We start from the raw sequence: 21,263 nt of genomic DNA on the forward strand, positions 1-21,263 counted from the left end.
CGGTCACCAGTGGAAGCCGCGCGAAAGCCGGGCCAGCGCCATCGCCGCGCGCGAGAGGTGTTTCTCGCCACGTCCGATCTTGAGCTCGCCCGAGCCGCCCGCCGCGGTGGAGTCCGGGAAGATCCGGAAGCCCTGGTACGCGATGGCGTCGGTGAGGCCCGGCGTCAGCGTGTAGGCCAGCCCGATCGCCTGCCCGGCAGGCGTGCCGATGTGCTTCGGCCGCTCGATCAGCGCCTTCATCACCATGTCCGCGGCCTGTTCCGGCGACTTCGTCGGGAACGCGTCGTAGATCTTCGTCGGCCGGATCATCGGCGTGCGCACCAGCGGCATGTGGATGGTGGTGAACGTGATCCCGTCGCCGTGCGTCTCGGTCGCCGCGATCCGCGAGAAGTAGTCCAGCGCCGCCTTCGACGCCGCGTACGCCGAGAAGCGCGGCGCGATGCCCTGCACGCCGATCGACGACACGTTCACGATGTGCCCGAACTTCCGCCCCGACATGTGCGGCAGGACGGCCAGGATCAGCCGGACCGCGCCGAAGTAGTTGATCGCCATCGCGCGCTCGTAGTCGTGCATCCGGTCGTAGGACAGCTTGATCGACCGGCGGATCGACCGGCCGGCGTTGTTGACCAGCATGTCGATCCGGCCGTGCTCGGCCAGCATCGCGTCGACGGCCTTGCGCACCGAGTCCTCGTCGGTGAGGTCGGCCGGGTACACCGACGCCGTGCCACCCGCCGCGACGATCTCGTCGCGGACCTCTTCCAGCTCGTGCTGCCGCCGCGCGACCAGCAGCGGCACGCCGCCCGCCGCGGCGACCTTGAGCGCGGTCGCGCGGCCGATGCCCGACGACGCGCCGGTGATGATGATCCGCCGTCCGTCCAGCTCGCCGCGCGGGCCGTGCTTGCGCGCGCGGAAGGGGTCGAGGTGCTCACGCCAGTAGCGCCACAGCGCCGGCGCGTACTCCTCCAGCCGCGGCACCTCGACCGTGCCGGCGAGTGCCTTGCGCGTCTCGGCCGAGGAGAACACCGACGGGAACGCCATGGTCTCCAGCAGCACCGGCGGGATGCCGAACCGCTCGAGCACGGCGTCGCGGGCGATGGTGACGCCGGGGATGTGCTCGGTCAGCTTGACCAGCCCGACGATCCGCTTCGAGATGCCCTCGCCGAGCTGCACGGTGATGGTCGGCGCGCCCGCGGCCCGCGCGAAGGCGTTGTACACCGAGACGACCGGCTGCGGCTCGGGGTTGACCAGGTGGAAGGCGTGGCCGTCGAGCCCGGGCCTGACCACCAGCTCCAGCAGCGCCTTGGCGACGTAGTCGACCGGCACGATGTTGGTGTCGCCGAGATCGGGGCCGACGAGCGGCAGCACGTCCGGCAGGCCGGCGAGCCTGCTGATGGCGGGGAACAGGTAGTACGGGCCGTCGACCTTGTCCATCTCGCCGGTCTCGGAGTGCCCGACGACGACGGCGGGCCGGTACACCCGCCACGGCACCCGGTCCTGCTCGCGGACGATCTTCTCGGCCTCGAACTTGGTCCGGTGGTACGGCGTGATCAGCCGCTGGCCGGCGTCGAACATCTCCTCGGTGAAGACGCCCTCGTGGTCACCGGCGACGGCCACCGAGGACACGTGGTGCAGGCAGCCGGCGCGCAGGTCGGCGGCGAGGTCGACGACGCTGCGGGTGCCGTCCACATTGGCCTTGACGCTGGCTTCGTCGTCGGCGGTGAGGTCGTAGAGGGCGGCCAGGTGCACGATGTGGTCGACGTCGCCGCGCAGCTCGTCGCGGTCGGCATCGGACACGCCGAGCAGCGGCTCGCCGAGGTCACCGGTGACGAGCGTGACGCGGTCGGAGTGCGGCCACTGGTCGACGAGCGCGGCCAGCTTGGCCTTGCTCGACGCGCGGACGAGCAGCGCGACGCGGTCGTCGTCGGCCCGGGAGAGCAGCAGCCGGGTGAAGTGGCGCCCGATCAGTCCGGTCGCCCCGGTCACCAAGAACGTCGCCATCGTCGTCACACCTCTCGCCGCCTCGCCCTGACCCTGGGCATTGTGCTGCATCCCGGCGGCCGTGACCACCGCGTACGGGAGTGAAGTTACTCACGGGTAACTTAGGCGGGGTCGGCGATGACGACGCGGTTCTCCTCGTAGCCGTCGGAGCCGCCGACCCAGCGCCCACCGCAGGTCACCAGCACGACGCGGTGCGGGCCGGACTGGCCGAACAGGTCGTCGGCGCGGGCGGCCAGGTCGTTCTTGTGCACGGTGAGCAGCTGGGAGACGCGGTACCGCCAGGTCTTGCCCCCACTGTCCACAATGGTCACCAGACCGCCGATTTTCGTGGTCCACAGCTCGGCGAACGGCCCGGTGGCGCCCCGCCAGTTGACGTGCCCGGCGAAGACGGAGGCCCCACCGGCGGCCCCGAGGTCGGCGCCCCACCAGGTCGCCTGCCCGAGGTCCGCCGGGACGGGCAGCTCACCACCGGGCCCGAGGTCCTTGCGCACGAGCGCGGCGGTCCCGCCGCCGGGAAGCCGCACGGTGCCGGGTCGCTGCGGAGGCGGCGACGCGGGGGGCGGTGCCTGCGCGACCGGAGCGGCGGCGGTGGAGGGCGCGGAGGTGGCAACGGGCGCGGGGGCATCGGCGCTTGCGGCTGCCGGAGACGGCGAGGCGGCGGGAGCGGCGGCCCCGGCGACGGGCACCGCGGTCCCGCCCACGACGGCAACGGGCACCGAGCCGACGACACCGGACCCGAACTGAACGGCGAGCACGGTAGCGGCCCCGAGCGCGAAGCCGACGAGGAGCCGCCCCCGCTTCGGCGCGGGTCGCTTCCGCCACGGGTCGGGCTGAACGGTGCCGGGAGTACGCGGGTCGTTCGGAGGGGTCGGCCAGTCGTCGCTCAGCCAGCTGGGCCGGGTGTCGTCCTGCCATCGGCCGAGTCGCCCTGGCTGGTTTTCGTCCGGGCGGCCGGCCGCCGCGGGCCCGGCGCCGCCGGGACGGCTTGGCCGGGTTTCGCCCGGCCGGCCGGCCGCCGCGGGCCCGGCACCGCCGGGACCGCCCGACCGGCTCCCGTCCTGCCACTGGTCGCTGAACCAGCCCGACTGGCCGTCTTCCCGCCACTGGTCGCCGCGCCGGCCGCCTGTGCCTGCCATGCCCGTTACCCGCGCGAGGCCCGCCGCGCGGCGAAGCCCGCCAGACCCGCGCCCAGCAGCACCAGCAAGCCGAGCCCGGCCAGCCCCGGCACCGAGTAACTCGTCTCCACCGCACCCCGGGCCTGCGCCACCGGCTGGTCGCCCGCCGGGATCGCGCGAGGCACCTCGTTCGGCTTGTTCGTCACCGTCAGCGCCAGGGTCTCGCCCGGCTTCACCGTCCCGCACGCCGACGGCGGGTTCTGCGCGTCGTACGCGTTCGTGTACCCCGGCGGCGGGCTCGCCTCCACCACGCAGATCTCCTGCGGCGCACGCAGGTTCTCGACCGTCACGCCGCCCGTCGCGCCGTCCGTCGTGACCACCGCCGGCTTGCCGTCGGCGCCGGTGAGCGGCTTGCCGTCCTGGCCGAGCGCCGGCGATGCCTTGTCCTTGCCCGTGATCCGCAGGACCGCGCCACCGACGCCCTTGCCCGTGTTCGCGTCGGTCTTCGTCACCTGGACCTTGCCCGGCTTCGCGACGTTGACCACGCCCTGCGCGGTCAGCTCCTTCTCACCACCGGTGGAGACAACGCGCTGCTTCGCGGTGTCGACCGGCACCCGCACGTAGGGCCGATCCGCCGGCGCGGACAGTGACGCCACGAGCTTCGGCTGATCACCCGTCGGCGTCAGCTTCACCCGCACGGTGCCGTCCGCGTCCGTCGTGAGCGTGACGTCCTTCGCCGCACCCTGCGGGCTCGAGTTGCCCGAAGTACCCGCGCTGTCGTCGCCGACGGTCGCGGCCGTCGCCGTCAGCTTCACCGGGACGTCCGGGACGCCCTTGCCCTTCGCGTTCTTCACCGTGACTGTCCACTCGGCGGCCTCGCCGGCGTGCTGGTCGCCCTCCGGCGGCGTCACCGACGCCGTCCACGGCCCGTGGTTGGCCTCCGCCTCGCCCGTGAGCCGGTCGACCGCCGCCTTGGCGTCCGCCGGCAGCAGGTCGAGGTGGTACTTCGCGTCGTAGCCGATCTTGTCGTAGGTGAGCGACGGATCCAGGTCGGCCGCGCTGCGCGGGGCCGCCGTCCACGAGTGCAGCAGGTGCGCCAGCGCCGCGGCTTCGGCCGGCTTCTTCGTGTCGCCGTAGCGCAGCAGCAGGTACGAGATGTTCGCCGCCTGGTCGGCGGGCAGCTTCGTGCCCCACTTGGTGAGCAGCTCGTCGCCCGGCTTGTACTGCTCGTCGGTGTCCGGCGCCTTGAGCTGGAAGCTCACGCAGAAGACCTGCTGCCCGCCGACGATGTACGACCCGAGCCAGTTCCGGCTCGGCCGCGGCGTCATGTCCTGGCCCGGCTTGACCTCGTAGCCGATGCCTTCCTGGGCGGCGGCCGACGCGGCCGGGGCGCCGACCGTGACCGAGAGCGTCCCGAACAGGACGGCCGCGACCAGGCCGGTGAGCGCGCGGCGCGCCGCGCGAGGGCGTGTTGACCACGTCATGGCGTGTAGGCTCCTTCGTCGGACGCGCTCGGCGGCACCGCCGCGTCTCCGCAGGTCACGTGATTGATCAACTCCCCGACGCGCGCACGGTGAGCGACCGCGCACGCCAGGTGAGAGTCACTCGGAAGGGGTGGGGGTGTCTACCGCCCTTCGGGTGGCTGTCGCCGAACGGTCGTGATCTCCGTCGCATACCGTGTCCGCCGAGGCCACGGGCTCGTGGTCGAGTAAAGTCTTCTTTACTCGACGGGAACCGCGCGCCCCCGGCGGTCGTTGAACCCGATGCAGCGTCGATCCACGAAGCAGCAGATCCAGGAGGATCAGGTGCGTTCCAGTAGCAACCCGGCGTTCCGCAACCTGCCGCACGGCGGAACGCAGACATACGGCCAGTACGGGCCCCCGGTGGGCTTCCAGCAGCCCCAGGGCGGCGTGCCCGGGTACGGCCCCGGCCAGGTCGCCGCCGGTGCGGGCGACCGCCCGATGACCGTCGACGACGTCGTCGTCAAGACGGGCCTGTCCCTCGGTACCGCGCTGCTCTTCGGTGTCGTCACGGCGATCTGGGCGCAGACCCAGCTGGCGGAGACCGGCCGGCTGTCCGGCGCGCTCCTCGGCGCGATGTTCGCCGGCCTGATCGTCGGGCTCGTCGTGTCGCTGGTGATGATCTTCCGCCAGAAGCCCAGCGGCGCGCTGACGCTCACGTACTCGGCCGCGGAAGGCCTCTTCCTCGGCGCGCTGAGCGGCGTGTTCGAGGTCGTCTACCCGGGCATCGCGCTGCAGGCGATCATCGGCACCGCCGGCGTGTTCATCGGCATGCTGGTGGTCTACAAGACCGGCGCGGTCAAGGTCACGCCGAAGCTGACCAAGTGGATCGTCGGCGCCATCTTCGGCGTGGTCATCCTGATGCTGGTCAACCTGGTGAGCGCGCTGATCTTCGGCTTCAACCCGCTGCGCGACGGCGGCCCGCTCGCGATCGTGTTCAGCCTCGTGTGCATCGGCATCGCGGCGTTCAGCTTCCTGCTCGACTTCGACCAGGCCGACCGGATGATCCGCGAGGGCATGCCGTCGAAGTGGGCGTGGTACGCGGCATTCGGCCTGATGACCACGCTGGTCTGGCTGTACCTGGAGATCCTGCGGCTGCTGTCGTACCTCCGCGAGTAACCCTCGCCGGGGGCTTCGCCACCCGGCCCCGAGCCACCGCCGGGGCCGGGTGGTTCCGCCGCTCGGCCGCCTCGAAGCGGGGTCGTCGCTGGGCCCCGAGGTGGCGAGTCATCGCTGGGCTGCGGCAGGGGCCGGAGTTCCGCCGCTCGGCGGGCGCCGAAGCGTCGGGCCGTCGCCGCGCCGCGGCGCGGCTTCCCCTCCAGATCGGCGAAGTCTCGCCGGGGTCGCGCTCCGGTCCCGGCGCTTCCGGCACCGGCCCTCAAAGCTCACCGTCCCGCAGTGAAGGCGCTCCGTAACCAACGGGGCGCCTTTTCTGTGGGTGATTCGTGCCTTTGTGGACCCCGCTGCGGACCGCGCTCACCCTGCGTGTTGGATGTGCCGGTCGGTTCTCTTTCACATGTGTGAGGTTCACAGTGAGCGTTCCCCCTCCGGCCCCCGGGGGCCAGCAGCCGGTGGGTCAGCCCGATCCCTACGGACCGCCGCCGGGCGGCCAGCCGCAGCCGCAGTTCGGCCAGCCCGGCCAGCCGGCCCAGCCAGGCCAGTTCGGCCAGCCCGGCCCCTACGGCCAGCCGCCGCAGGGTCAGCCGCCGCAGGGGCAGCCCGGCCCGTACGGCCCGCCCCCCGGGCAGTTCCCGCCCGGCCAGCCGGGCTTCCCGCCGCCCGTGCCGCCGGCCCCGAAGAAGTCGAAGGCCACGTGGATCCGCATCGCGATCGTCGCGCTGGTCGTGGTCGTGGGTGGCACGATCGGGATCGTCTCCTACATCAACTCGCCGGAGAGCTCCAACGCCGGTGACTGCCTCACGATCACCGAGTTCACCCGCAACGGCGACGACCCCGCGAAGGCCGACTGCTCGGACCCGAAGGCGAACGTCAAGATCGCCGTCCGGCTGTCCAACGCCTCCGACGACTGCCCCGGCGGTTCGGAAGCGGGCTACGACACGTACTCGGTCAGCGGCCGCAGTTCCTACAAGCTGTGCCTGATGATCAACGCGAAGCAGGGCGACTGCCTGGCGAACTTCACGTCGCAGACCAAGGGCTACCAGAAGGTCCCGTGCAGCGACCCGACCAAGGACGGCGAGCTCGTCAAGGTCGTCGAGGGCCAGGCCAGCAAGAGCGTGTGCGAAGGAACCGACGCCACCCGCGTGGCCGTCTACCCGCAGCCGGCGACGACGATGTGCGTCAAGACGAACGAATAGCGGCACCTTCGAAGGCCTCTTCGCCACTCCGGCGAGGAGGCCTTCGTGGCGTTCAGGGGTACCCGGATTGCTCCGTTCGTCCCACACTGTGCGACGAGCTGCGCCGGAGCGATCACCGGACCTAACTTGGGTCGTCCTGCCCGCCCGAGCCTGGAGTACTGGTGGCGACGACCGAATCCCTTGCCGGTGAACAGAAGTTCCTCGACTTCCCGACCTCCTGCGCCGCGCCCGTCCCGCAGCCGGAGGACCCCGTCCGCGTGGTCCCGCTGGCCGTCGCCGGCGTCCTCGCGGTGGGCCTGACCTGGTACGTCTGGGCGTCCTACGGCGCCAAGCCCGGCGTCCTGCTGCTGCTCGGCCTCGGCCTCGGCCTCGCGTTGTTCCATTCCCGCTTCGGTTTCACGTCGGCGTGGCGGCAGCTGATCGCCGTCGGCAACGGACAGGGCCTGCGCGCCCACACCGTCCTGCTCGGCACCGCCGCGACGCTGATCGCGCTCATCGCCGGCACCGGAAGCGGGTTGTTCGGCAGCAAGCCGGCGCCGGCGGCGAGCCCGCTCGGCCTCGCGCTGTTCGTCGGCGCGACGCTGTTCGCGATCGGCATGCAGCTCGGCGGCGCCTGCGCGTCCGGGACGCTGTTCGCGGTCGGGTCCGGCCAGTCCACGATCGTCCTCACGCTGGGCGGGTTCATCGCCGGGTCGGTGCTCTACACCTGGGCGTACCCGGTGCTGAACGGCTGGCCTGCCTTCCCGGGCGTGCTGCTGGCCGACCACGTCGGCTGGTTCGGCTCGTGGGCGATCACGATCGCCGTGCTGGCCGGGATCGTGCTGGTGACGCGCGCGGTGCAGCGCCGCCGGACGCCGCCGCCGGTGGACGTCGTGCCGACCGCGCGCGGCTTCGCACGGATCTTCCGCGGCTCGTGGCCGATGCTCGTGGGCGCGGTCGTCCTCGGTGTCCTGGCCGGCGCGGTCTTCCTGGTGTCCGGCGGGATCTGGGGCGTCACGAGCGCGTTTTCCCTGTGGGGCGCGAAAATCCTGCAGGTGTTCGGGCTGCACCCGGAGGCGTGGGAGTTCTGGCGGCAGAAGGCGAACGCGGCGTCGCTGGCCGGTCCGGTCTGGACGGACAAGAACAGCCTCACCGACATCGGGATCATGATCGGCGCGGCGGTGGCCGCCGCGGCCGCGGGCGCGTGGAAGATCCACAGCTCGATCCCGTGGCGCACCGCGGTCGCCGCGATCCTCGGCGGTGTCCTGATGGGGATCGGCGCGCGCATGGCGGGTGGCTGCAACATCGGCGCGTACCTCGGCGGCATCTCCACCGGCAGCCTGCACGGCTGGCTGTGGGGCGTGTTCGCGCTCGGCGGCACGTGGATCGGGCTGAAACTGCGGCCGCTGTTCGGGCTGGCGAACCCGGTGCCGACCGACAGCGTCTGCTGACCCCCGCGGTTTTGTCGGTGCCCCCCGGTAGTCTCGCGGCGAAACCACGAAACTGGGGGAATTCTCCTGATGACTACGCAAAGAACCGGCTCGGCGCCGAACGGTGACGCGCTCGACGCCGGGGTGTTGAAGGTGGCCTCCGTGGTCGTCCTCGGCGCCATCATGGCGATCCTGGACACCACGGTCGTCAACGTCGCGCTGCAGAAGCTGACGATCGAGTTCACGACGTCGTTCGACGTCATCCAGTGGGTCGCCACGGGCTACCTGCTGGCGCTGGCCACCGTCATCCCGGTCACCGGCTGGGCGTCGGACCGGTTCGGCACCAAGCGGCTCTACATGGTCGCGATCGTGTTGTTCCTGGCCGGTTCGATGCTCGCGGGCTCGGCGTGGAACATCGAGACGCTGATCCTGTTTCGCGTCCTGCAGGGCTTCGGCGGCGGCATGCTGATGCCGTGCGGCATGACGATCCTGACCCGCACGGCGGGCCCGCAGCGGCTCGGCCGGGTGATGGCGGTGCTGGGCGTGCCGATGCTGCTCGGCCCGATCGGCGGCCCGATCCTCGGCGGCTGGCTCGTCGACGCGGTGAGCTGGCGCTGGATCTTCTTCATCAACGTGCCGATCGGCGTGCTGACGCTGCTGCTGGCGTGGCGGCTGCTGCCGAAGGACGACCCGGAACCGGCCGAGCGCTTCGACTTCGCGGGCATGCTGATGGTGTCGCCCGGACTGGCGGCCCTGATCTTCGGCGTCTCGAAGATCCCGTCGGCGGGCGGGATCGGCGCCGTCGAGGTGTGGCTGCCGGCACTGGCCGGGCTCGCGCTGCTGGTCGCGTTCGTGCTGCGCGCGCTGCGCGTACCGAACCCGCTGGTGGACCTGCGGCTGTTCCGCAACCGGTCGTTCAGCGTGGCGATGGTGACGATGTCGCTGTTCTTCGTCGCGTTCCTCGGCGGGATGATGCTGCTGCCCACCTACTTCCTGCTGGTGCGCGGCGAAACGACGTTGCACGCCGGTCTCCTGCTGGCCCCGCAGGGCTTCGGCGCGATGCTCACGATGCCGATCACCGGCCGGCTGGCCGACAAGGTGGGCGCGCGCAAGATCGTGCTGCCGGGCATGGTGCTGATCGTCGGGGCGATGGCGGTGCTGACGCAGGTCACGGCGACCACGCCGTACTGGACGTTGCTGTCGGCGCTGTTCGTGATGGGCCTGGGCATGGGCTGCACGATGATGCCGATCACGACGTCGGCGCTGCAGACGTTGCAGCCGAAGGACATGGCCCGGGCATCGACGGCGACGAACATCGTCCAGCAGACGGCGGGCGCGATCGGCTCGGCGGTGATGGCGACGATCCTGGCGGCCCTGCTGGCGGGCAAGTTCGGCGTCCCGACGGCCCAGGGCCAGCTGGCGGCAACGGCGGCGATCCTGAACCCGGCCACCCACACGGCGGCGACGGGCCTGGCGGCGGAGGCGTTCTCGACGACGTTCGTGTGGTCCCTGGTCCTGGTGGTGCTGTGCGTGATCCCGGCGCTGTTCCTCCCGAAAACCCGCCCGGCGGCCCCAGCCGCCCCGGAAGGCGAGGATGTGACGCCACCGGTGATGGTCCACTAGGGAACGGGGATCACGGCGGTGGTGCCGCGGTCCCGCAAATGTCTGCGGATGGCTCTGGAGGAGTAGGCCTTGTCGCCGCGGACGCGGTCGGGCCGGGTGCGGGCCCGGCCGCGTCCAGCGCGTGCCACGCGCAGGTGCCGCATCAGGTGCGGGAACATCGGTGCGTCCCCGGCCTGACCGGGACCGACCAACGTCACCAGCGGCCGGCCGTTGCCGTCGACGAGGTGATGTACCTTGGTGCTCCAGCCGCCGCGGGAACGACCGATCGCGTGATCAAGCGGCTCGGCGTGTAGATCCGTGTAACCCCGCCGCGTCGGCGTCGGTGAGCAGACGCTGCAGCACCGTGTCCCAGGTACCGTCGCCGGCCAACTCGGCGATGCCAGGTCCAGATCATCTGCCACAGACCGAAAACCTCGGGCACGTCCCGCCAGGCGATCCCGCACCGATACCGATAGATGATCCCCTCGACCATCGCCCGCGCATCCGAGAACGGCCGACCACGCTAACCGGTACGGACCGGCAGCAGATCCTCGATCAACGCCCACTGATCGTCTGAGAGCAACTGAAACCGCGACACAACCAGCAGCATCCCAGCCACCAACCAGCATGTTTGTCAGACACGCCCTAGCTGTATGACCGCGGAGGTTGGGTACGGGGCGACACGTGATCTGATGGTCTTGGAATAGGTGAGGGCCTCCGGGTCCGGTGTGGATGGCGACATCTGCACCGGTGACCTGGAGGCCGTCGTGACTCACGCTGACGCACCCTTGGCCCCGGCCGGGAGGCTGCGTCTGGCCCGCTGTGTCGTGGACGACGGCTGGCCGCTGCGACGGGCCGCCGAGCGGTTCCAGGTCTCGGTCGGCATCGCCGTGCGGTGGGCCGGCCGCTACCGCGAGCTGGGCGCGGCGGCGATGGTCGACCGGTCCAGCCAGCCGCGGACCAGCCCGGACCAGACACCTGCCCGGACCGAACGACGATTCATCAAGGTGCGGGTCCTGCGCCGGTGGGGCCCGGCCCTGATCGCCTACCTGCTCGGGCTGCACCGTCCACGGTGCATCGGGTCCTGACCCGGTACCGGCTGGTCCGCCTTGCCCACCTCGATGGGGCGACCAGCCGGCCGGTGCGCCGCTGTGAGCACGCCGGTCCCGGCGATCTGGTGCACGTGGACATCAAGAAGCTGGGCAACATCCCCGACGGCGGCGGCCACAAAGTGCACGGCCGCGTCACCGGCGGACAGGACAGAACAACTAGCGGGTCTGCCGCAGCCGGTCGTGAGTGAGGACAGGGATAGAACCCTGTTCTCACTCACGACCCCGCCGTGTCAGGAAAGCCGCTCCAGGATCATCGCCATGCCCTGGCCGCCGCCGACGCACATCGTCTCCAGGCCGAACTGCTTGTCGTGGTGCTGCAGCGAGTTGATCAGCGTCGACGTGATGCGGGCGCCCGTCATGCCGAACGGGTGGCCCACCGCGATCGCGCCGCCGTTGACGTTCAGGCGGTCCAGGTCGATGCCCAGGTCGCGGTACGACGGGATCACCTGCGCCGCGAACGCCTCGTTGATCTCCACCAGGTCGATGTCGCCGATCGACAGGCCCGCGCGGGCCAGTGCCTGCTTGGACGCCTCCACCGGGCCGTAGCCCATGATCTCGGGCGACAGACCCGTCACGCCCGTCGACACGATCCGGGCCAGCGGGGTCAGGCCCAGCTCACGCGCCTTCGTGTCGGACATGACCACCAGCGCCGCCGCGCCGTCGTTGAGGGGGCAGCAGTTGCCCGCCGTCACGCGGCCGTCCGGGCGGAACACCGGCTTCAGCCCCGAGACGCCCTCCAGCGTCACTCCCGCGCGCGGGCCGTCGTCCTTGGAGACGACGGTGCCGTCCGGCAGCGTCACCGGCGTGATGTCCTTGGCCCAGAAGCCGTCCGCGATGGCCTTCTCCGCCAGGTTCTGCGAGCGGACGCCGAACTCGTCCATCTCCTCGCGCGTGACGCCCTTCAGCCGCGCCAGGTTCTCCGCGGTCTGGCCCATCGCGATGTAGACGTCCGGCACCAAGCCGTCCTCGCGCGGGTCGGTCCAGGTGTCCGCGCCGGACTCGGCGGTCGCGGCGGTGCGCTGCTCGGCCTCGGCGAACAGCGGGTTGTGCGTGTCCGGCCACGAGTCCGAGCTGCCCTTCGAAAACCGGGACACGGTCTCGACGCCGGCCGAGATGAAGACGTCGCCCTCGCCGGCCTTGATCGCGTGGAACGCCATCCGGGTCGTCTGCAGGCTGGACGAGCAGTACCGGGTGATCGTGCAGCCGGGCAGGTGGTCGTAGCCGAGCTCGACGGCGACCGCGCGGCCCATGTTGAACCCGGACTCGCCGCCCGGCAGGCCGCAGCCCAGCATCAGGTCGTCGATGTCGGCGGGGTCCAGCTGCGGCACCTTGGCCAGTGCCGCCTGGACCATCTGCACGGTCAGGTCGTCGGGCCGCATGCTGACCAGCGAGCCCTTGTTGGCGCGCCCGATGGGCGAGCGCGCGGTGGAGACGATGACTGCTTCGGGCATGGCGGACACATCCTCGTATCGGCGTGCTAAGCGGTTGCTCACATACTGCCGCCTCCGCCGCCGGGCGCAAAGCCGAACGTGACCAACCCGAAAGCCGGCAGGATCCGACGGCGTGCCGAACGAGCTCGAACGGGTCCCGCGGACCAGGACGATCCTGCTGTGGGGAGCCCGGCTGCTGGTCGTCGCGGCGCTGGCCGCCCTGCTGCTCGCCGCCCGGCGGCAGCGCTCGGCCGAGCTGGACCTCGTCCAGAAGGACCACGACGCCACCGAGCGCCGCGTCACCGAGATCTACGGCAAGGCCGCCGACCAGCTCGGCAGCGACAAGGCGCCGGTCCGCCTCGCCGGGCTCTGCGCCCTCGAACGGCTGGCCGGCGGGTACGCCGAACACCGGCAGACCATCGTCAACGTCCGGTGCTCCTACGTGCGCATGCCGGTCGGCGGCCCCGGGGAGAACCTCGAGGAGCTGCAGGTCCGCAAGACCGCCCAGCGCATCCTGCTGGTGCACCGGCGGCCCGGCCCGGCCCGGCCGACCGGCCGGACGGGGGCTTCTGGCCGGACATCGGCCTCAACCTGACGCACTGCTCGGTCCGCTCGCTCGCCTGCTACGAAACCACGTTCTCCGAGCTGACGTCTTTCCGCGGCACCGGATTCCGCACCAAGGCGGATTTCGACAAAGCCCGTTTCGACGGCAGCGCCGATTTCCGCGGAACGGTTTTCACCGGCGGCTGCGAGTCCTTCAACAGAACCGTCTTCGCAGGTCCGGCCGATTTCGGGACGAAGTCCGCGGCCCGGCTGGCATGGTCGCGGGAACCCGCCCGGCGGTAGAATCGCCGTACCAATGTGAAGCTGCCATTCCGGGCGGAGGTGACGTGGCGATGCCGGCCAGGTGGGCCGTCCACTGGACGTCCCCGCCCCCGCGGACGGGTTGTCGCGCGGTGCCCGGCACCGGGCCGGAGCTCCGGGACGGGATGACGGCTCAGCGTGCAGCGGCCCGCGGGCCGGCACCGGCGTAGACGCGCGGCTTGGTGGCCGCCCGGGGTCTTCGCCGGGCCGCCCGACCTCGCGCTCGCGACCCGGAATCACCGACGCGCACCCGGAGACCCGCCGGAGCCGGAGCCGGTGCGGCAACGAGCTGAGTGGACAACGCCACCGGTGCGCCGTTTAGGCTGGCGGTCGTGGAGTACGCAGAGCACATCGCAGACCTCGTGGGCAACACCCCGCTGGTCAAGCTGAACTCGTTGACCAAGGGGCTCAAGCCGCTCGTGCTGGCCAAGGTCGAGTACCTGAACCCGGGTGGCTCGGTCAAGGACCGCATCGCGCTGCGCATGATCGAAGCCGCCGAGGCCTCCGGCGAGCTGCGCCCGGGCGGCACGATCGTGGAGCCGACGTCCGGCAACACCGGCGTCGGCCTGGCCATGGTCGCGCAGCGCAAGGGCTACCAGTGCGTGTTCGTCTGCCCGGACAAGGTCAGCGAGGACAAGCGCAACGTGCTCAAGGCGTACGGCGCCCGCGTCGTGGTGTGCCCGACGGCCGTCCCGCCCGAGCACCCGGACTCCTACTACAACGTCTCCGACCGCCTGGTCCGCGAGATCGACGGCGCCTGGAAGCCCAACCAGTACGCCAACCCGCAGAACCCGGAGAGCCACTACCTCTCGACCGGCCCGGAGCTGTGGACGCAGACCGACGGCAAGATCACGCACTTCGTCGCGGGCGTCGGCACCGGTGGCACGATCTCCGGCACCGGCCGCTACCTCAAGGAGGTCAGCGACGGCCGGGTGCGGGTGGTCGGCGCCGACCCCGAGGGCTCGGTCTACTCCGGCGGCTCCGGTCGGCCGTACCTGGTCGAAGGCGTCGGCGAGGACTTCTGGCCGGACACCTACGACCGGAACATCGCCGACGAGATCATCCCGGTCTCCGACGCCGACTCGTTCCAGATCACCCGGCGGCTCGCGCTCGAGGAGGGCCTGCTGGTCGGCGGCTCCTGCGGGATGGCCGTCGCCGCCGCGCTCAAGCTCGCCGAGCGGCTCACCGAGGACGACGTCGTCGTCGTGCTGCTGCCCGACGGCGGCCGCGGCTACCTGACGAAGGTGTTCAACGACACCTGGATGTCCTCCTACGGCTTCCTGCCCCCGGACTCGTCCGGCGCGACGGTCGCCGACGTGCTCACCAAGAAGAGCGGCCACCTGCCGGCACTGGTGCACTCGCACCCGAACGAGACGGTCGCCGAGGCCGTCGCGATCCTGTCCGAGTTCGGCGTCAGCCAGATGCCGGTGGTCAGCGCGGAGCCGCCGGTGATGGCGGCCGAGGTCGTCGGCGCGGTCAACGAGCGCGACCTGCTCGACGCGCTGTTCACCGGCAAGGCGCAGCTGGCCGACCGGCTCGAGCAGCACATGTCGCCGCCGCTGCCGACCATCGGCGGCGGCGAGCAGGTGGGTGCCGCGATGAAGGCGCTCGAAGGCGCCGACGGCGCGCTCGTGCTCGTCGACGGCAAGCCCGCCGGGGTCGTCACCCGGCACGACCTGCTGGGGTTCCTGGCCGGCCGCTGAACCGCGGCCGCGGAGAAGGTCAAATCGGCGGACCCGGCCGGGGCGTTCCGAGCGCCCTGCCGGGTGATCCGATAGCGTGGACGCGAGTAGAACACTTTCGCGTCCTCGTCAAGGGGGTTCAAGACCCACATGAGTGCACCGCAGCCACCGAACCAGCCGTGGGGTGGCGGCCAGCCACCCCAGGGCCCGCCGAGTGGCCCCCAGCCGCAGCAGGACAACCCGTTCGGCAGCCCGGAACCGACGCAGGTCGTGCAGCCCGGCCAGCCGCAGCAGGGTGGGTCCCCTTTCGGGGAGACGCCGGAGCCGACCCAGGTCGTCCAGCCGCCCCAGCCGGGTGACGGCGGGGCGGGCGCGACCCAGGTGGTCCCGCCGGTCGACGCGAACGCGACCCAGATGGTGAACCCGGCCGGGGGCGGCGAGGCCACGGTCGCGGACTCGACGCAGCTGGTCCCGCCGGGCTCGCAGCCGCCGGCGATCCCGTACACCCCGCCGCCGAGCGCGGCCGACAATCCGGCCGCGGCGTTCGGCCAGCAGCCGGGCGGCTTCGGCCAGCCGGGGCAGCAGCCGAGCCACCCGGGACAGCAGCCCGGCCAGCCGGGCGGGTTCGGCCAGCAGCCGGGCTTCGGCCAGCCGGGGCAGCCCGGTCAGCCGCCGCAGGGCTTCGGCGCGCCGGGCTTCGGTGGCCCCCAGCAGCCCGGGTTCGGTGGTCCGCAGCCGTTCGGCGCGCCGTCGCCGGGCGGCAACCGGCAGCTGTTCGGCTACATCGCCGGTGGCGTCGTCGCCGTCCTCGGCCTGATCGCGCTGATCATCTCCTTCGCCTACATGAGCGACGCGAGCGACTATTCGAGCGTCTTCAAACTCGCGCCCAGCCAGGCAGAGGCCGACAAGTTCCTCGACCAGTTCGGGATCGTCGGTCCCGGCACGGTCTGGTTCTACGTGATCATGATCCTGGTCGGCTCGCTGCTGTCGCTGGCCGGCGGTGTCGGGCTCGCGCTGGCGGGCAAGCTGGGCGGGATCCGCAAGTTCGTCCCGATCGTGGTCGTCGCCGGCGGTGCGCTGCTGACGCTGTTCGCCCTGCTGCTCAAGATCGGCATGACCCCGAAAGCCGACGCGCTGGCGCAGGTGTCCGCCACCGCGAAGGACACGTTCGGCCTCGGCCTGCCGCCGCTGATCCTCGGCGTCCTCATCCTCATCGCGGGCGTGCTCGGGCTCGTCCCGGCGACCCGGCAGTTCGTCGGCCTCGGTGACGGCGGCGCCGCCCCGGGCTTCGGCGGCCCGCCGAACCAGGGCTTCGGGGGCCCGCAGCAGCCGGGCGGCTTCGGCCACCCGGGCCAGCAGCAGGGCCCGCCGCCGGGTTACGGCCAGCCGGGTCAGCCGCCGCAGGGGTACGGCCCGCCGCCGGGTTACGGCCAGCCGGGCGGCCCCAACCCGTCCAGCGGCGGCTTCCCGCAGCCCTCGAGCGGCGGTTTCCCGCAGCAGCCGGGCGGGTACGGCCAGCCGCAGCAGGGCTACCCGCAGCAGCCGGGGCAGCCGCCGTACGGCTACGGGCAGCAGCCGGGCCAGCAGGGCCCGCCGAGCGGCGGGTTCGGCCAGCCCGGCCAGCCGCCGCAGCAACAGCAGTGGTGAGCTGACCGCCATTCGTGCCCCGGAACCGATTCGGTTCCGGGGCACGCTGCATTCATGGCCGAATTCGCCATTGTCCGAAGAGGACAAAAGGCCACGCGGCGGAATTCCGGCGCTAGCGCAACAAAATGATCTTGGGTTCCGCCGTCCGGCCGAATTCCGTTCTCTTTCCGTTCCGCCTCCCGTTTTCCGGACTAGGGTGAACGCCGTCGCCTCGCGCTGGAGCAGATGGGGGAGTAGTGACCGGTCCGCACGGATACCCGGTGTCGCATTCGCATTCGTCTTCATCGGCTCGGCCGTCCGGAGTAACGGCGGTTCTCGCCGGCGTGCTCGGGCTCGCGGCCGCCGTCGCCGCGGGGTGTGTACCGGTCAAGATCTTTCTCGAGATGCCCGCCGAATTCAGCCTCGGCGCCCTGCCGGGCTGGGTACTGGCCGACCTGGCCGGCTATCTCGGCGCCGGATTGGTGCTCCTGCTGGGCGCGCTGGCGACGCTGTTCCGCGCGACGGCGGGAGCGGTCCTGCTCGGCGTCGGCGCCGTGCTGGCGATCGGGGCGTTGCTGACGGAACCGGCGTCGGTCGGCGTCCCGCCCGCCCGGTTCGTGGACGCGATGTTCACCCACGGCGGGTTCGCGATGGCCGACCGGGTCGCGCTGGCCGGGCTGGCCGTGCTGGTGCTCGTGCTGGCGTTCCTGCCGCCGACGTTCCGCTACCTGCGCTACCGCACGCCGGCGCTGCCGGTCTGGGCCGGGCGGGAAGCGTACTCGTCGCGCAGCTGGTGACCCACGAGGCTCACTGTCGGTAGCCGGCCGTATCCTCGGCGCCGTGACCTCGACCGAACGCCGGACGGCGGTCGCCGCCGCGTTGCTCGCCCTGCTCGGCGGGCTGCTCTACCTGGCCGGGCTCGTCCTGGACGTCGTCGCGCTCGCCCGCTTCCCCGAAGACGCCGGACGCGTGGCCGTCCACGCCGCGGTCGACGCCGTGCTCGCGGCGACACTGCTGCCCGGCGCCGTCCTCCTGCTGCGGCACCGCCCGGCCGGCCGGATCTGCTGCATCGCCGGAAGTGCCGCGGCCGTGCTCGCGACGCTGACGTCGACGCTGCTCGGAGCCGCCGGGCGCACCCTCGATGGGCCCGGTGCGCTGACCGCGGGCGGCCTCGCGGCGCTGGCCGTGGTCGTACCGCCCGCCTTGGTCACGCTGGGGCTCGCGCTGTCCGATCCCACCGCGCGGTGGTGTGACACTGAGATCCATCCCACCTGACGGGAATGCCGGGGGCTCCCCGTACGCTGGACCAATGGTGGACGACTACTCCGTACTGGGTTTCGAGACGCGCGCGATCCACGCCGGTCAGAAGCCCGACCCCCGCACCGGCGCGGTCATCGTGCCGATCTACCAGACCTCGACCTACGCGCAGGACGGCGTGGGCGGGACCCGTGAGGGCGGCTACGAGTACTCGCGCACCGCGAACCCGACCCGCTCGGCGCTGGAGGAGGCGCTGGCCTCGCTGGAAGGCGGCCGGCACGCGCTGGCCTTCGCCTCCGGCATGGCCGCGTCCGACGTGGTGCTGCGCAGTACCCTGCGCCCCGGTGACCACCTCGTGCTGGGCAACGACGCGTACGGCGGCACGTTCCGCCTGATCGACAAGGTGCTCAGCCTCTGGGGCGTCGAGCACACCGTCGCCGACCTCGCCGACCTCGACCAGGTCCGCGCCGCGATCCGGCCCGAGACCAAGCTGATCTGGTGCGAGACGCCGACCAACCCGCTGCTGGGCATCGCCGACATCGCCGCGCTGGCCGGTGTCGCGCACGACGCGGGCGCCCGCCTGGTGGTCGACAACACGTTCGCGACCCCGTACCTGCAGAACCCGCTCTCGCTGGGCGCGGACGTCGTGCTGCACTCGACGACGAAGTACCTCGGCGGGCACTCCGACGTCGTCGGCGGCGCGGTGATCACGAACGAGGACGAGCTGCGCGAGCAGCTGTTCTACCTCCGCAACGCCGCCGGCGCGGTGCCCGGGCCGTTCGACGCGTGGCTGACGCTGCGCGGCATCAAGACGCTGGCCCTGCGCATGGAGCGGCACAGCGACAATGCCGAGCTGATCGTGCAGGCGCTGGTCAAGCACCCGAAGGTCGCGAAGGTCTACTACCCGGGGCTGCCGGAGCACCCGGGCCACGAGACGGCGGCGAAGCAGATGCGCCGCTTCGGCGGGATGGTGTCGTTCAGCCACGCCGACGGCGAGCAGGCGGCGCTGGAGGTCGCTTCGCGCACGAAGCTGTTCATCCTGGCCGAGTCGCTCGGCGGCATCGAGTCGCTGATCGAGCACCCGGGCAAGATGACCCACGCGAGCACGGCGGGCTCGACCCTGCAGGTCCCGGCCGACCTGCTGCGCCTGTCGGTTGGCATCGAGGACGGCCGCGACCTCGTCGCGGACCTGCTGACCGCGCTGGGTTGAGCCTCAGCGCACGTCCAGACCGCCGCCGTAGAGGCGCTCCACCCGGAGCGTGATCACGACGCGGCGGTCTTCGACCATGTTCCGCAGGAACACGGCTTCGTCTTCGGGATCGGTGAAGGGCGCCTGCATCGCGAGCAGCGCCCGGCCGGTCTCGTCACCGGGCACGGAACTGACCGGCGACACCTCGGCCACGCCCTCCGCGACCGCGAAGGCCAGGTGATCGTCGCTGCTGACGTACAGCGCCGCGCGTGGTTCGCGGGCGAGCTGGCGTACCTTCGCGCGTCCCGCGGTGGATCCGATCCGCACGACGCGCTGCGCCGGATCCCAGGCGTAGGCGACGGTCGACAGGTGCGGGAAACCGGCGCGGTTGACGGTGGCCAGCGCGCCGAGGCTCTGCGAGCCGAGCAGGCGGCTCGAAGCGTCTTCGGTGGGAGTGGCGGGGCCGGGGCCGCGGCCCGGTTCGTACACGGTGGTCATGCGTTGATCATCGGGGAACGCGCCGACACTGCGGAAGAAGGCACTTTCCTGTGCCAGGGGCACATCCAGGTGACCGACCTGGTCAGGGGTTGTAGTTGCCGTGCACGACACCGCCGGGCTTCGGGGTGCCCGTCGCCGGCAGCTTCGAGCCATCCACGCAGCCGCCGACCAGCTCGACGTGGCTGTCGTGGCGGATGTACTGGGCCGGGGTGCCGCAGGCGGCGTTGTCCACGGTGATGTACGCGGCCCCGGTCAACGCGGCGGCCGACGCCAGCCCGACCACGAGCGGAACCAGCCCGGCGGACCGGGTGGCGCGAGCCCGTCGAGCGTCGTTCCCCCGTGCCATGGTTGCTCCCTGTTTACCGTGTGTTGACACGCCAAGGGTACCCGGCTCCCGGTCCGGTCAACCTGTGGAGTTCCTGAGTGGCATAGTCCGGGCATGGAACTCGTCACCCTCGAGCGGATCCAGGCCGCCCGGGAACTCCTAAAAGGAGTGACCCGGGTGACGCCGATGGAGCACGCGCGCGACCTGCGCAAGCTGCACGGCGGTCCGGTGCACCTGAAGTGCGAAAACCTGCAGCGCACCGGGTCGTTCAAGATCCGCGGCGCCTACACGCGCATCCACGGCCTGACCGAAGCCGAGCGCGAACGCGGCGTCGTCGCGGCCAGCGCGGGCAACCACGCGCAGGGCGTCGCGCTCGCGTCGTCGCTGCTCGGCGCCAAGTCGACCGTGTTCATGCCGCTGCGCGCACCGTTGCCGAAGCTCGCCGCCACCTGCGGGTACGGCGCCGACGTCCACCTCCACGGCGTGCTGCTGGAGGAGACCCTGCGTGCCGCGATCGAGTTCGGCGAGCGCACCGGGGCGGTGTTCATCCACCCCTTCGACCACCCGGACGTCATCGCCGGCCAGGGCACCGTCGGCCTCGAGATCCTCGAGCAGGTGCCGGGGGTGAAGACGATCCTGGTCGCCACGGGCGGCGGCGGGCTGGTCGGCGGGGTCGCGTCGGCGGTCAAGGCGCTGCGCCCGGACGTCCGCGTGGTGGGCGTCCAAGCCGAGGAGGCGGCGGCGTACCCGCCGTCGCTGGCCGCGGGCGCGCCGGTGCGGCTGGGGTCGACCTCGACGATGGCCGACGGCATCGCGGTCGGCGAGCCCGGCCTGGTCAGCTTCGCGCACGTCGAATCGCTGGTCGACGACGTCGTGACGGTGTCGGAAGAGTCGTTGTCCCGAGCGGTGCTGCTCTGCCTGGAACGCCGGAAGCTGGTGGTGGAGCCGGCGGGCGCGGCGACGGTCGCGGCCCTGCTGCAGCACGTCGGCGCGTTCGAGCCCCCGGTGGTGGCGGTCCTCTCGGGCGGCAACGTCGACCCGGTGCTGCTCCTGCAGATCATCCAGCACGGCATGACGGCGGGCGGCCGCTACCTGCGCCTGCGCCTGCGCGTCGCGGACCGGCCGGGCTCGCTGGTGGGCGTGCTGTCTTGCGTGAGCGAGCTGGGCGCGAACGTGCTGGACGTCGAGCATTCGCGGATTTCCGGCAACCTGGGCCTCGGCGAGGCCGACGTCGAGCTGGTCCTGGAGACGCGCGGCCCCGAGCACTGCAAGGAGGTCGAGGCCGCGCTCATGGACGCCGGCTACGCGGTCGTCTGACTTC

At 71.7% G+C, this 21,263-nt stretch carries 19 protein-coding genes and 2 pseudogenes; 13 read left to right on the top strand and 8 right to left on the bottom strand.

Going from position 1 to position 21,263, the window contains the following annotated elements; all coding sequences use genetic code 11:
* Positions 1 to 3: 3 nt before the first annotated feature.
* The 3 genes from BT341_RS12045 to BT341_RS12055 all read right to left on the bottom strand — a co-directional run bounded on the left by BT341_RS12045 (position 4) and on the right by BT341_RS12055 (position 4,597).
* Positions 4 to 1,998 carry an SDR family oxidoreductase gene (locus BT341_RS12045; protein ID WP_072476375.1) on the bottom strand — a complete coding sequence of 665 codons (1,995 nt, stop codon included), beginning with the start codon at positions 1,996 to 1,998 and terminating at the stop codon, positions 4 to 6.
* Positions 1,999 to 2,099: 101 nt separating this feature from the next.
* Positions 2,100 to 2,753 (bottom strand): class F sortase, encoded by a 654-nt coding sequence (locus tag BT341_RS12050; RefSeq protein WP_072481908.1) that lies wholly within the window; start codon positions 2,751 to 2,753, stop codon positions 2,100 to 2,102.
* A gap of 386 nt (positions 2,754 to 3,139) precedes the next feature.
* Positions 3,140 to 4,597: an MSCRAMM family protein gene (locus BT341_RS12055; protein ID WP_072476376.1), complete on the bottom strand. Its 1,458-nt coding sequence runs from the start codon at positions 4,595 to 4,597 to the stop codon at positions 3,140 to 3,142.
* A 321-nt stretch (positions 4,598 to 4,918) separates the two neighbouring features.
* On the opposite strand from BT341_RS12055, the gene BT341_RS12060 reads away from it, so the two are divergent.
* The 4 genes from BT341_RS12060 (at position 4,919) to BT341_RS12075 (ending at position 9,980) form a co-directional block, all read left to right on the top strand.
* Positions 4,919 to 5,752: a Bax inhibitor-1/YccA family protein gene (locus BT341_RS12060; RefSeq protein WP_072481909.1), complete on the top strand. Its 834-nt coding sequence runs from the start codon at positions 4,919 to 4,921 to the stop codon at positions 5,750 to 5,752.
* Between the two features lie 452 nt (positions 5,753 to 6,204).
* A complete protein-coding gene (locus BT341_RS12065) occupies positions 6,205 to 6,948 on the top strand; it encodes an LppU/SCO3897 family protein (protein WP_072476377.1) in 744 nt (247 codons plus the stop codon).
* 161 nt (positions 6,949 to 7,109) lie between these two features.
* On the top strand, positions 7,110 to 8,378 hold the full coding sequence (locus BT341_RS12070) for a YeeE/YedE family protein (RefSeq protein WP_072476378.1): 1,269 nt from the start codon (positions 7,110 to 7,112) through the stop codon (positions 8,376 to 8,378).
* 69 nt (positions 8,379 to 8,447) lie between these two features.
* Complete coding sequence (locus tag BT341_RS12075; protein WP_072476379.1) at positions 8,448 to 9,980, top strand: DHA2 family efflux MFS transporter permease subunit; 1,533 nt, start codon at positions 8,448 to 8,450, stop codon at positions 9,978 to 9,980.
* Here the strand turns inward: BT341_RS12075 and BT341_RS43470 are convergent.
* Positions 9,977 to 10,246 (bottom strand): transposase, encoded by a 270-nt coding sequence (locus BT341_RS43470; protein WP_425426474.1) that lies wholly within the window; start codon positions 10,244 to 10,246, stop codon positions 9,977 to 9,979. The genes BT341_RS12075 and BT341_RS43470 overlap by 4 nt on opposite strands.
* A pseudogene (locus BT341_RS47830) lies at positions 10,174 to 10,467 on the bottom strand (transposase); the annotation flags it as partial. The gene BT341_RS43470 and the pseudogene BT341_RS47830, both read right to left, overlap by 73 nt.
* Positions 10,468 to 10,726: 259 nt before the next feature.
* Between BT341_RS47830 and BT341_RS12090 the strand changes: the two are divergent.
* Positions 10,727 to 11,241: pseudogene (locus BT341_RS12090) on the top strand (leucine zipper domain-containing protein); the annotation flags it as partial.
* 60 nt (positions 11,242 to 11,301) lie between these two features.
* Here BT341_RS12090 and BT341_RS12095 read toward each other — a convergent pair.
* Entirely contained in the window at positions 11,302 to 12,522 is a 1,221-nt protein-coding gene (locus BT341_RS12095; protein WP_072476380.1) for an acetyl-CoA C-acetyltransferase, read from the bottom strand.
* A gap of 112 nt (positions 12,523 to 12,634) precedes the next feature.
* Between BT341_RS12095 and BT341_RS46345 the strand changes: the two genes are divergently transcribed.
* The 7 genes from BT341_RS46345 (at position 12,635) to BT341_RS12125 (ending at position 19,140) form a co-directional block, all read left to right on the top strand.
* Complete coding sequence (locus BT341_RS46345) at positions 12,635 to 13,096, top strand: hypothetical protein (RefSeq protein WP_245804945.1); 462 nt, start codon at positions 12,635 to 12,637, stop codon at positions 13,094 to 13,096.
* Positions 13,097 to 13,146: 50 nt separating this feature from the next.
* Positions 13,147 to 13,347 carry a pentapeptide repeat-containing protein gene (locus BT341_RS46350; protein ID WP_245805308.1) on the top strand — a complete coding sequence of 67 codons (201 nt, stop codon included), beginning with the start codon at positions 13,147 to 13,149 and terminating at the stop codon, positions 13,345 to 13,347.
* Positions 13,348 to 13,697: 350 nt separating this feature from the next.
* Positions 13,698 to 15,068, top strand: a complete 1,371-nt coding sequence (locus tag BT341_RS12105; protein ID WP_072481910.1) for a cystathionine beta-synthase — start codon at positions 13,698 to 13,700, stop codon at positions 15,066 to 15,068.
* Positions 15,069 to 15,197: 129 nt separating this feature from the next.
* Positions 15,198 to 16,694: a hypothetical protein gene (locus BT341_RS12110; RefSeq protein ID WP_245804946.1), complete on the top strand. Its 1,497-nt coding sequence runs from the start codon at positions 15,198 to 15,200 to the stop codon at positions 16,692 to 16,694.
* 383 nt (positions 16,695 to 17,077) lie between these two features.
* Positions 17,078 to 17,470, top strand: a complete 393-nt coding sequence (locus tag BT341_RS12115) for a hypothetical protein (protein ID WP_245804947.1) — start codon at positions 17,078 to 17,080, stop codon at positions 17,468 to 17,470.
* Positions 17,471 to 17,513: 43 nt separating this feature from the next.
* Entirely contained in the window at positions 17,514 to 17,948 is a 435-nt protein-coding gene (locus BT341_RS12120) for a hypothetical protein (RefSeq protein WP_084742838.1), read from the top strand.
* Between the two features lie 34 nt (positions 17,949 to 17,982).
* On the top strand, positions 17,983 to 19,140 hold the full coding sequence (locus tag BT341_RS12125; RefSeq protein WP_072476385.1) for a cystathionine gamma-synthase: 1,158 nt from the start codon (positions 17,983 to 17,985) through the stop codon (positions 19,138 to 19,140).
* A gap of 3 nt (positions 19,141 to 19,143) precedes the next feature.
* Here the strand turns inward: BT341_RS12125 and BT341_RS12130 are convergent, their stop codons facing one another.
* The gene (locus BT341_RS12130) at positions 19,144 to 19,617 is read right to left on the bottom strand and encodes a TIGR03618 family F420-dependent PPOX class oxidoreductase (RefSeq protein WP_072476386.1); all 474 of its coding nucleotides are present in this window, start codon (positions 19,615 to 19,617) and stop codon (positions 19,144 to 19,146) included.
* 82 nt (positions 19,618 to 19,699) lie between these two features.
* Positions 19,700 to 19,963: a hypothetical protein gene (locus tag BT341_RS12135; RefSeq protein WP_072476387.1), complete on the bottom strand. Its 264-nt coding sequence runs from the start codon at positions 19,961 to 19,963 to the stop codon at positions 19,700 to 19,702.
* Positions 19,964 to 20,056: 93 nt separating this feature from the next.
* Here BT341_RS12135 and ilvA point away from each other — a divergent pair, with 93 nt between their 5' ends.
* Positions 20,057 to 21,259, top strand: a complete 1,203-nt coding sequence (ilvA, locus tag BT341_RS12140; RefSeq protein WP_072476388.1) for a threonine ammonia-lyase — start codon at positions 20,057 to 20,059, stop codon at positions 21,257 to 21,259.
* Positions 21,260 to 21,263: the final 4 nt, after the last annotated feature.

It is taken from the genome of Amycolatopsis australiensis (genome assembly GCF_900119165.1).
GTDB classification, from domain to species: Bacteria; Actinomycetota; Actinomycetes; order Mycobacteriales; family Pseudonocardiaceae; genus Amycolatopsis; species Amycolatopsis australiensis.

What these genes read in the sequence shown, in the direction of transcription:
- BT341_RS12130 (WP_072476386.1), bottom strand. Translation starts at nt 19,617, where the DNA reads ATGACCACCGTGTACGAACCGGGCCGCGGCCCCGGCCCCGCCACTCCC.
- BT341_RS12095 (WP_072476380.1), bottom strand. Translation starts at nt 12,522, where the DNA reads ATGCCCGAAGCAGTCATCGTCTCCACCGCGCGCTCGCCCATCGGGCGC.
- BT341_RS12045 (WP_072476375.1), bottom strand. Translation starts at nt 1,998, where the DNA reads ATGGCGACGTTCTTGGTGACCGGGGCGACCGGACTGATCGGGCGCCAC.
- BT341_RS12115 (WP_245804947.1), top strand. Translation starts at nt 17,078, where the DNA reads ATGCCCGCCGAATTCAGCCTCGGCGCCCTGCCGGGCTGGGTACTGGCC.
- BT341_RS12055 (WP_072476376.1), bottom strand. Translation starts at nt 4,597, where the DNA reads ATGACGTGGTCAACACGCCCTCGCGCGGCGCGCCGCGCGCTCACCGGC.
- BT341_RS12075 (WP_072476379.1), top strand. Translation starts at nt 8,448, where the DNA reads ATGACTACGCAAAGAACCGGCTCGGCGCCGAACGGTGACGCGCTCGAC.
- BT341_RS12135 (WP_072476387.1), bottom strand. Translation starts at nt 19,963, where the DNA reads ATGGCACGGGGGAACGACGCTCGACGGGCTCGCGCCACCCGGTCCGCC.
- BT341_RS12125 (WP_072476385.1), top strand. Translation starts at nt 17,983, where the DNA reads ATGGTGGACGACTACTCCGTACTGGGTTTCGAGACGCGCGCGATCCAC.
- ilvA (WP_072476388.1), top strand. Translation starts at nt 20,057, where the DNA reads ATGGAACTCGTCACCCTCGAGCGGATCCAGGCCGCCCGGGAACTCCTA.
- BT341_RS12110 (WP_245804946.1), top strand. Translation starts at nt 15,198, where the DNA reads ATGAGTGCACCGCAGCCACCGAACCAGCCGTGGGGTGGCGGCCAGCCA.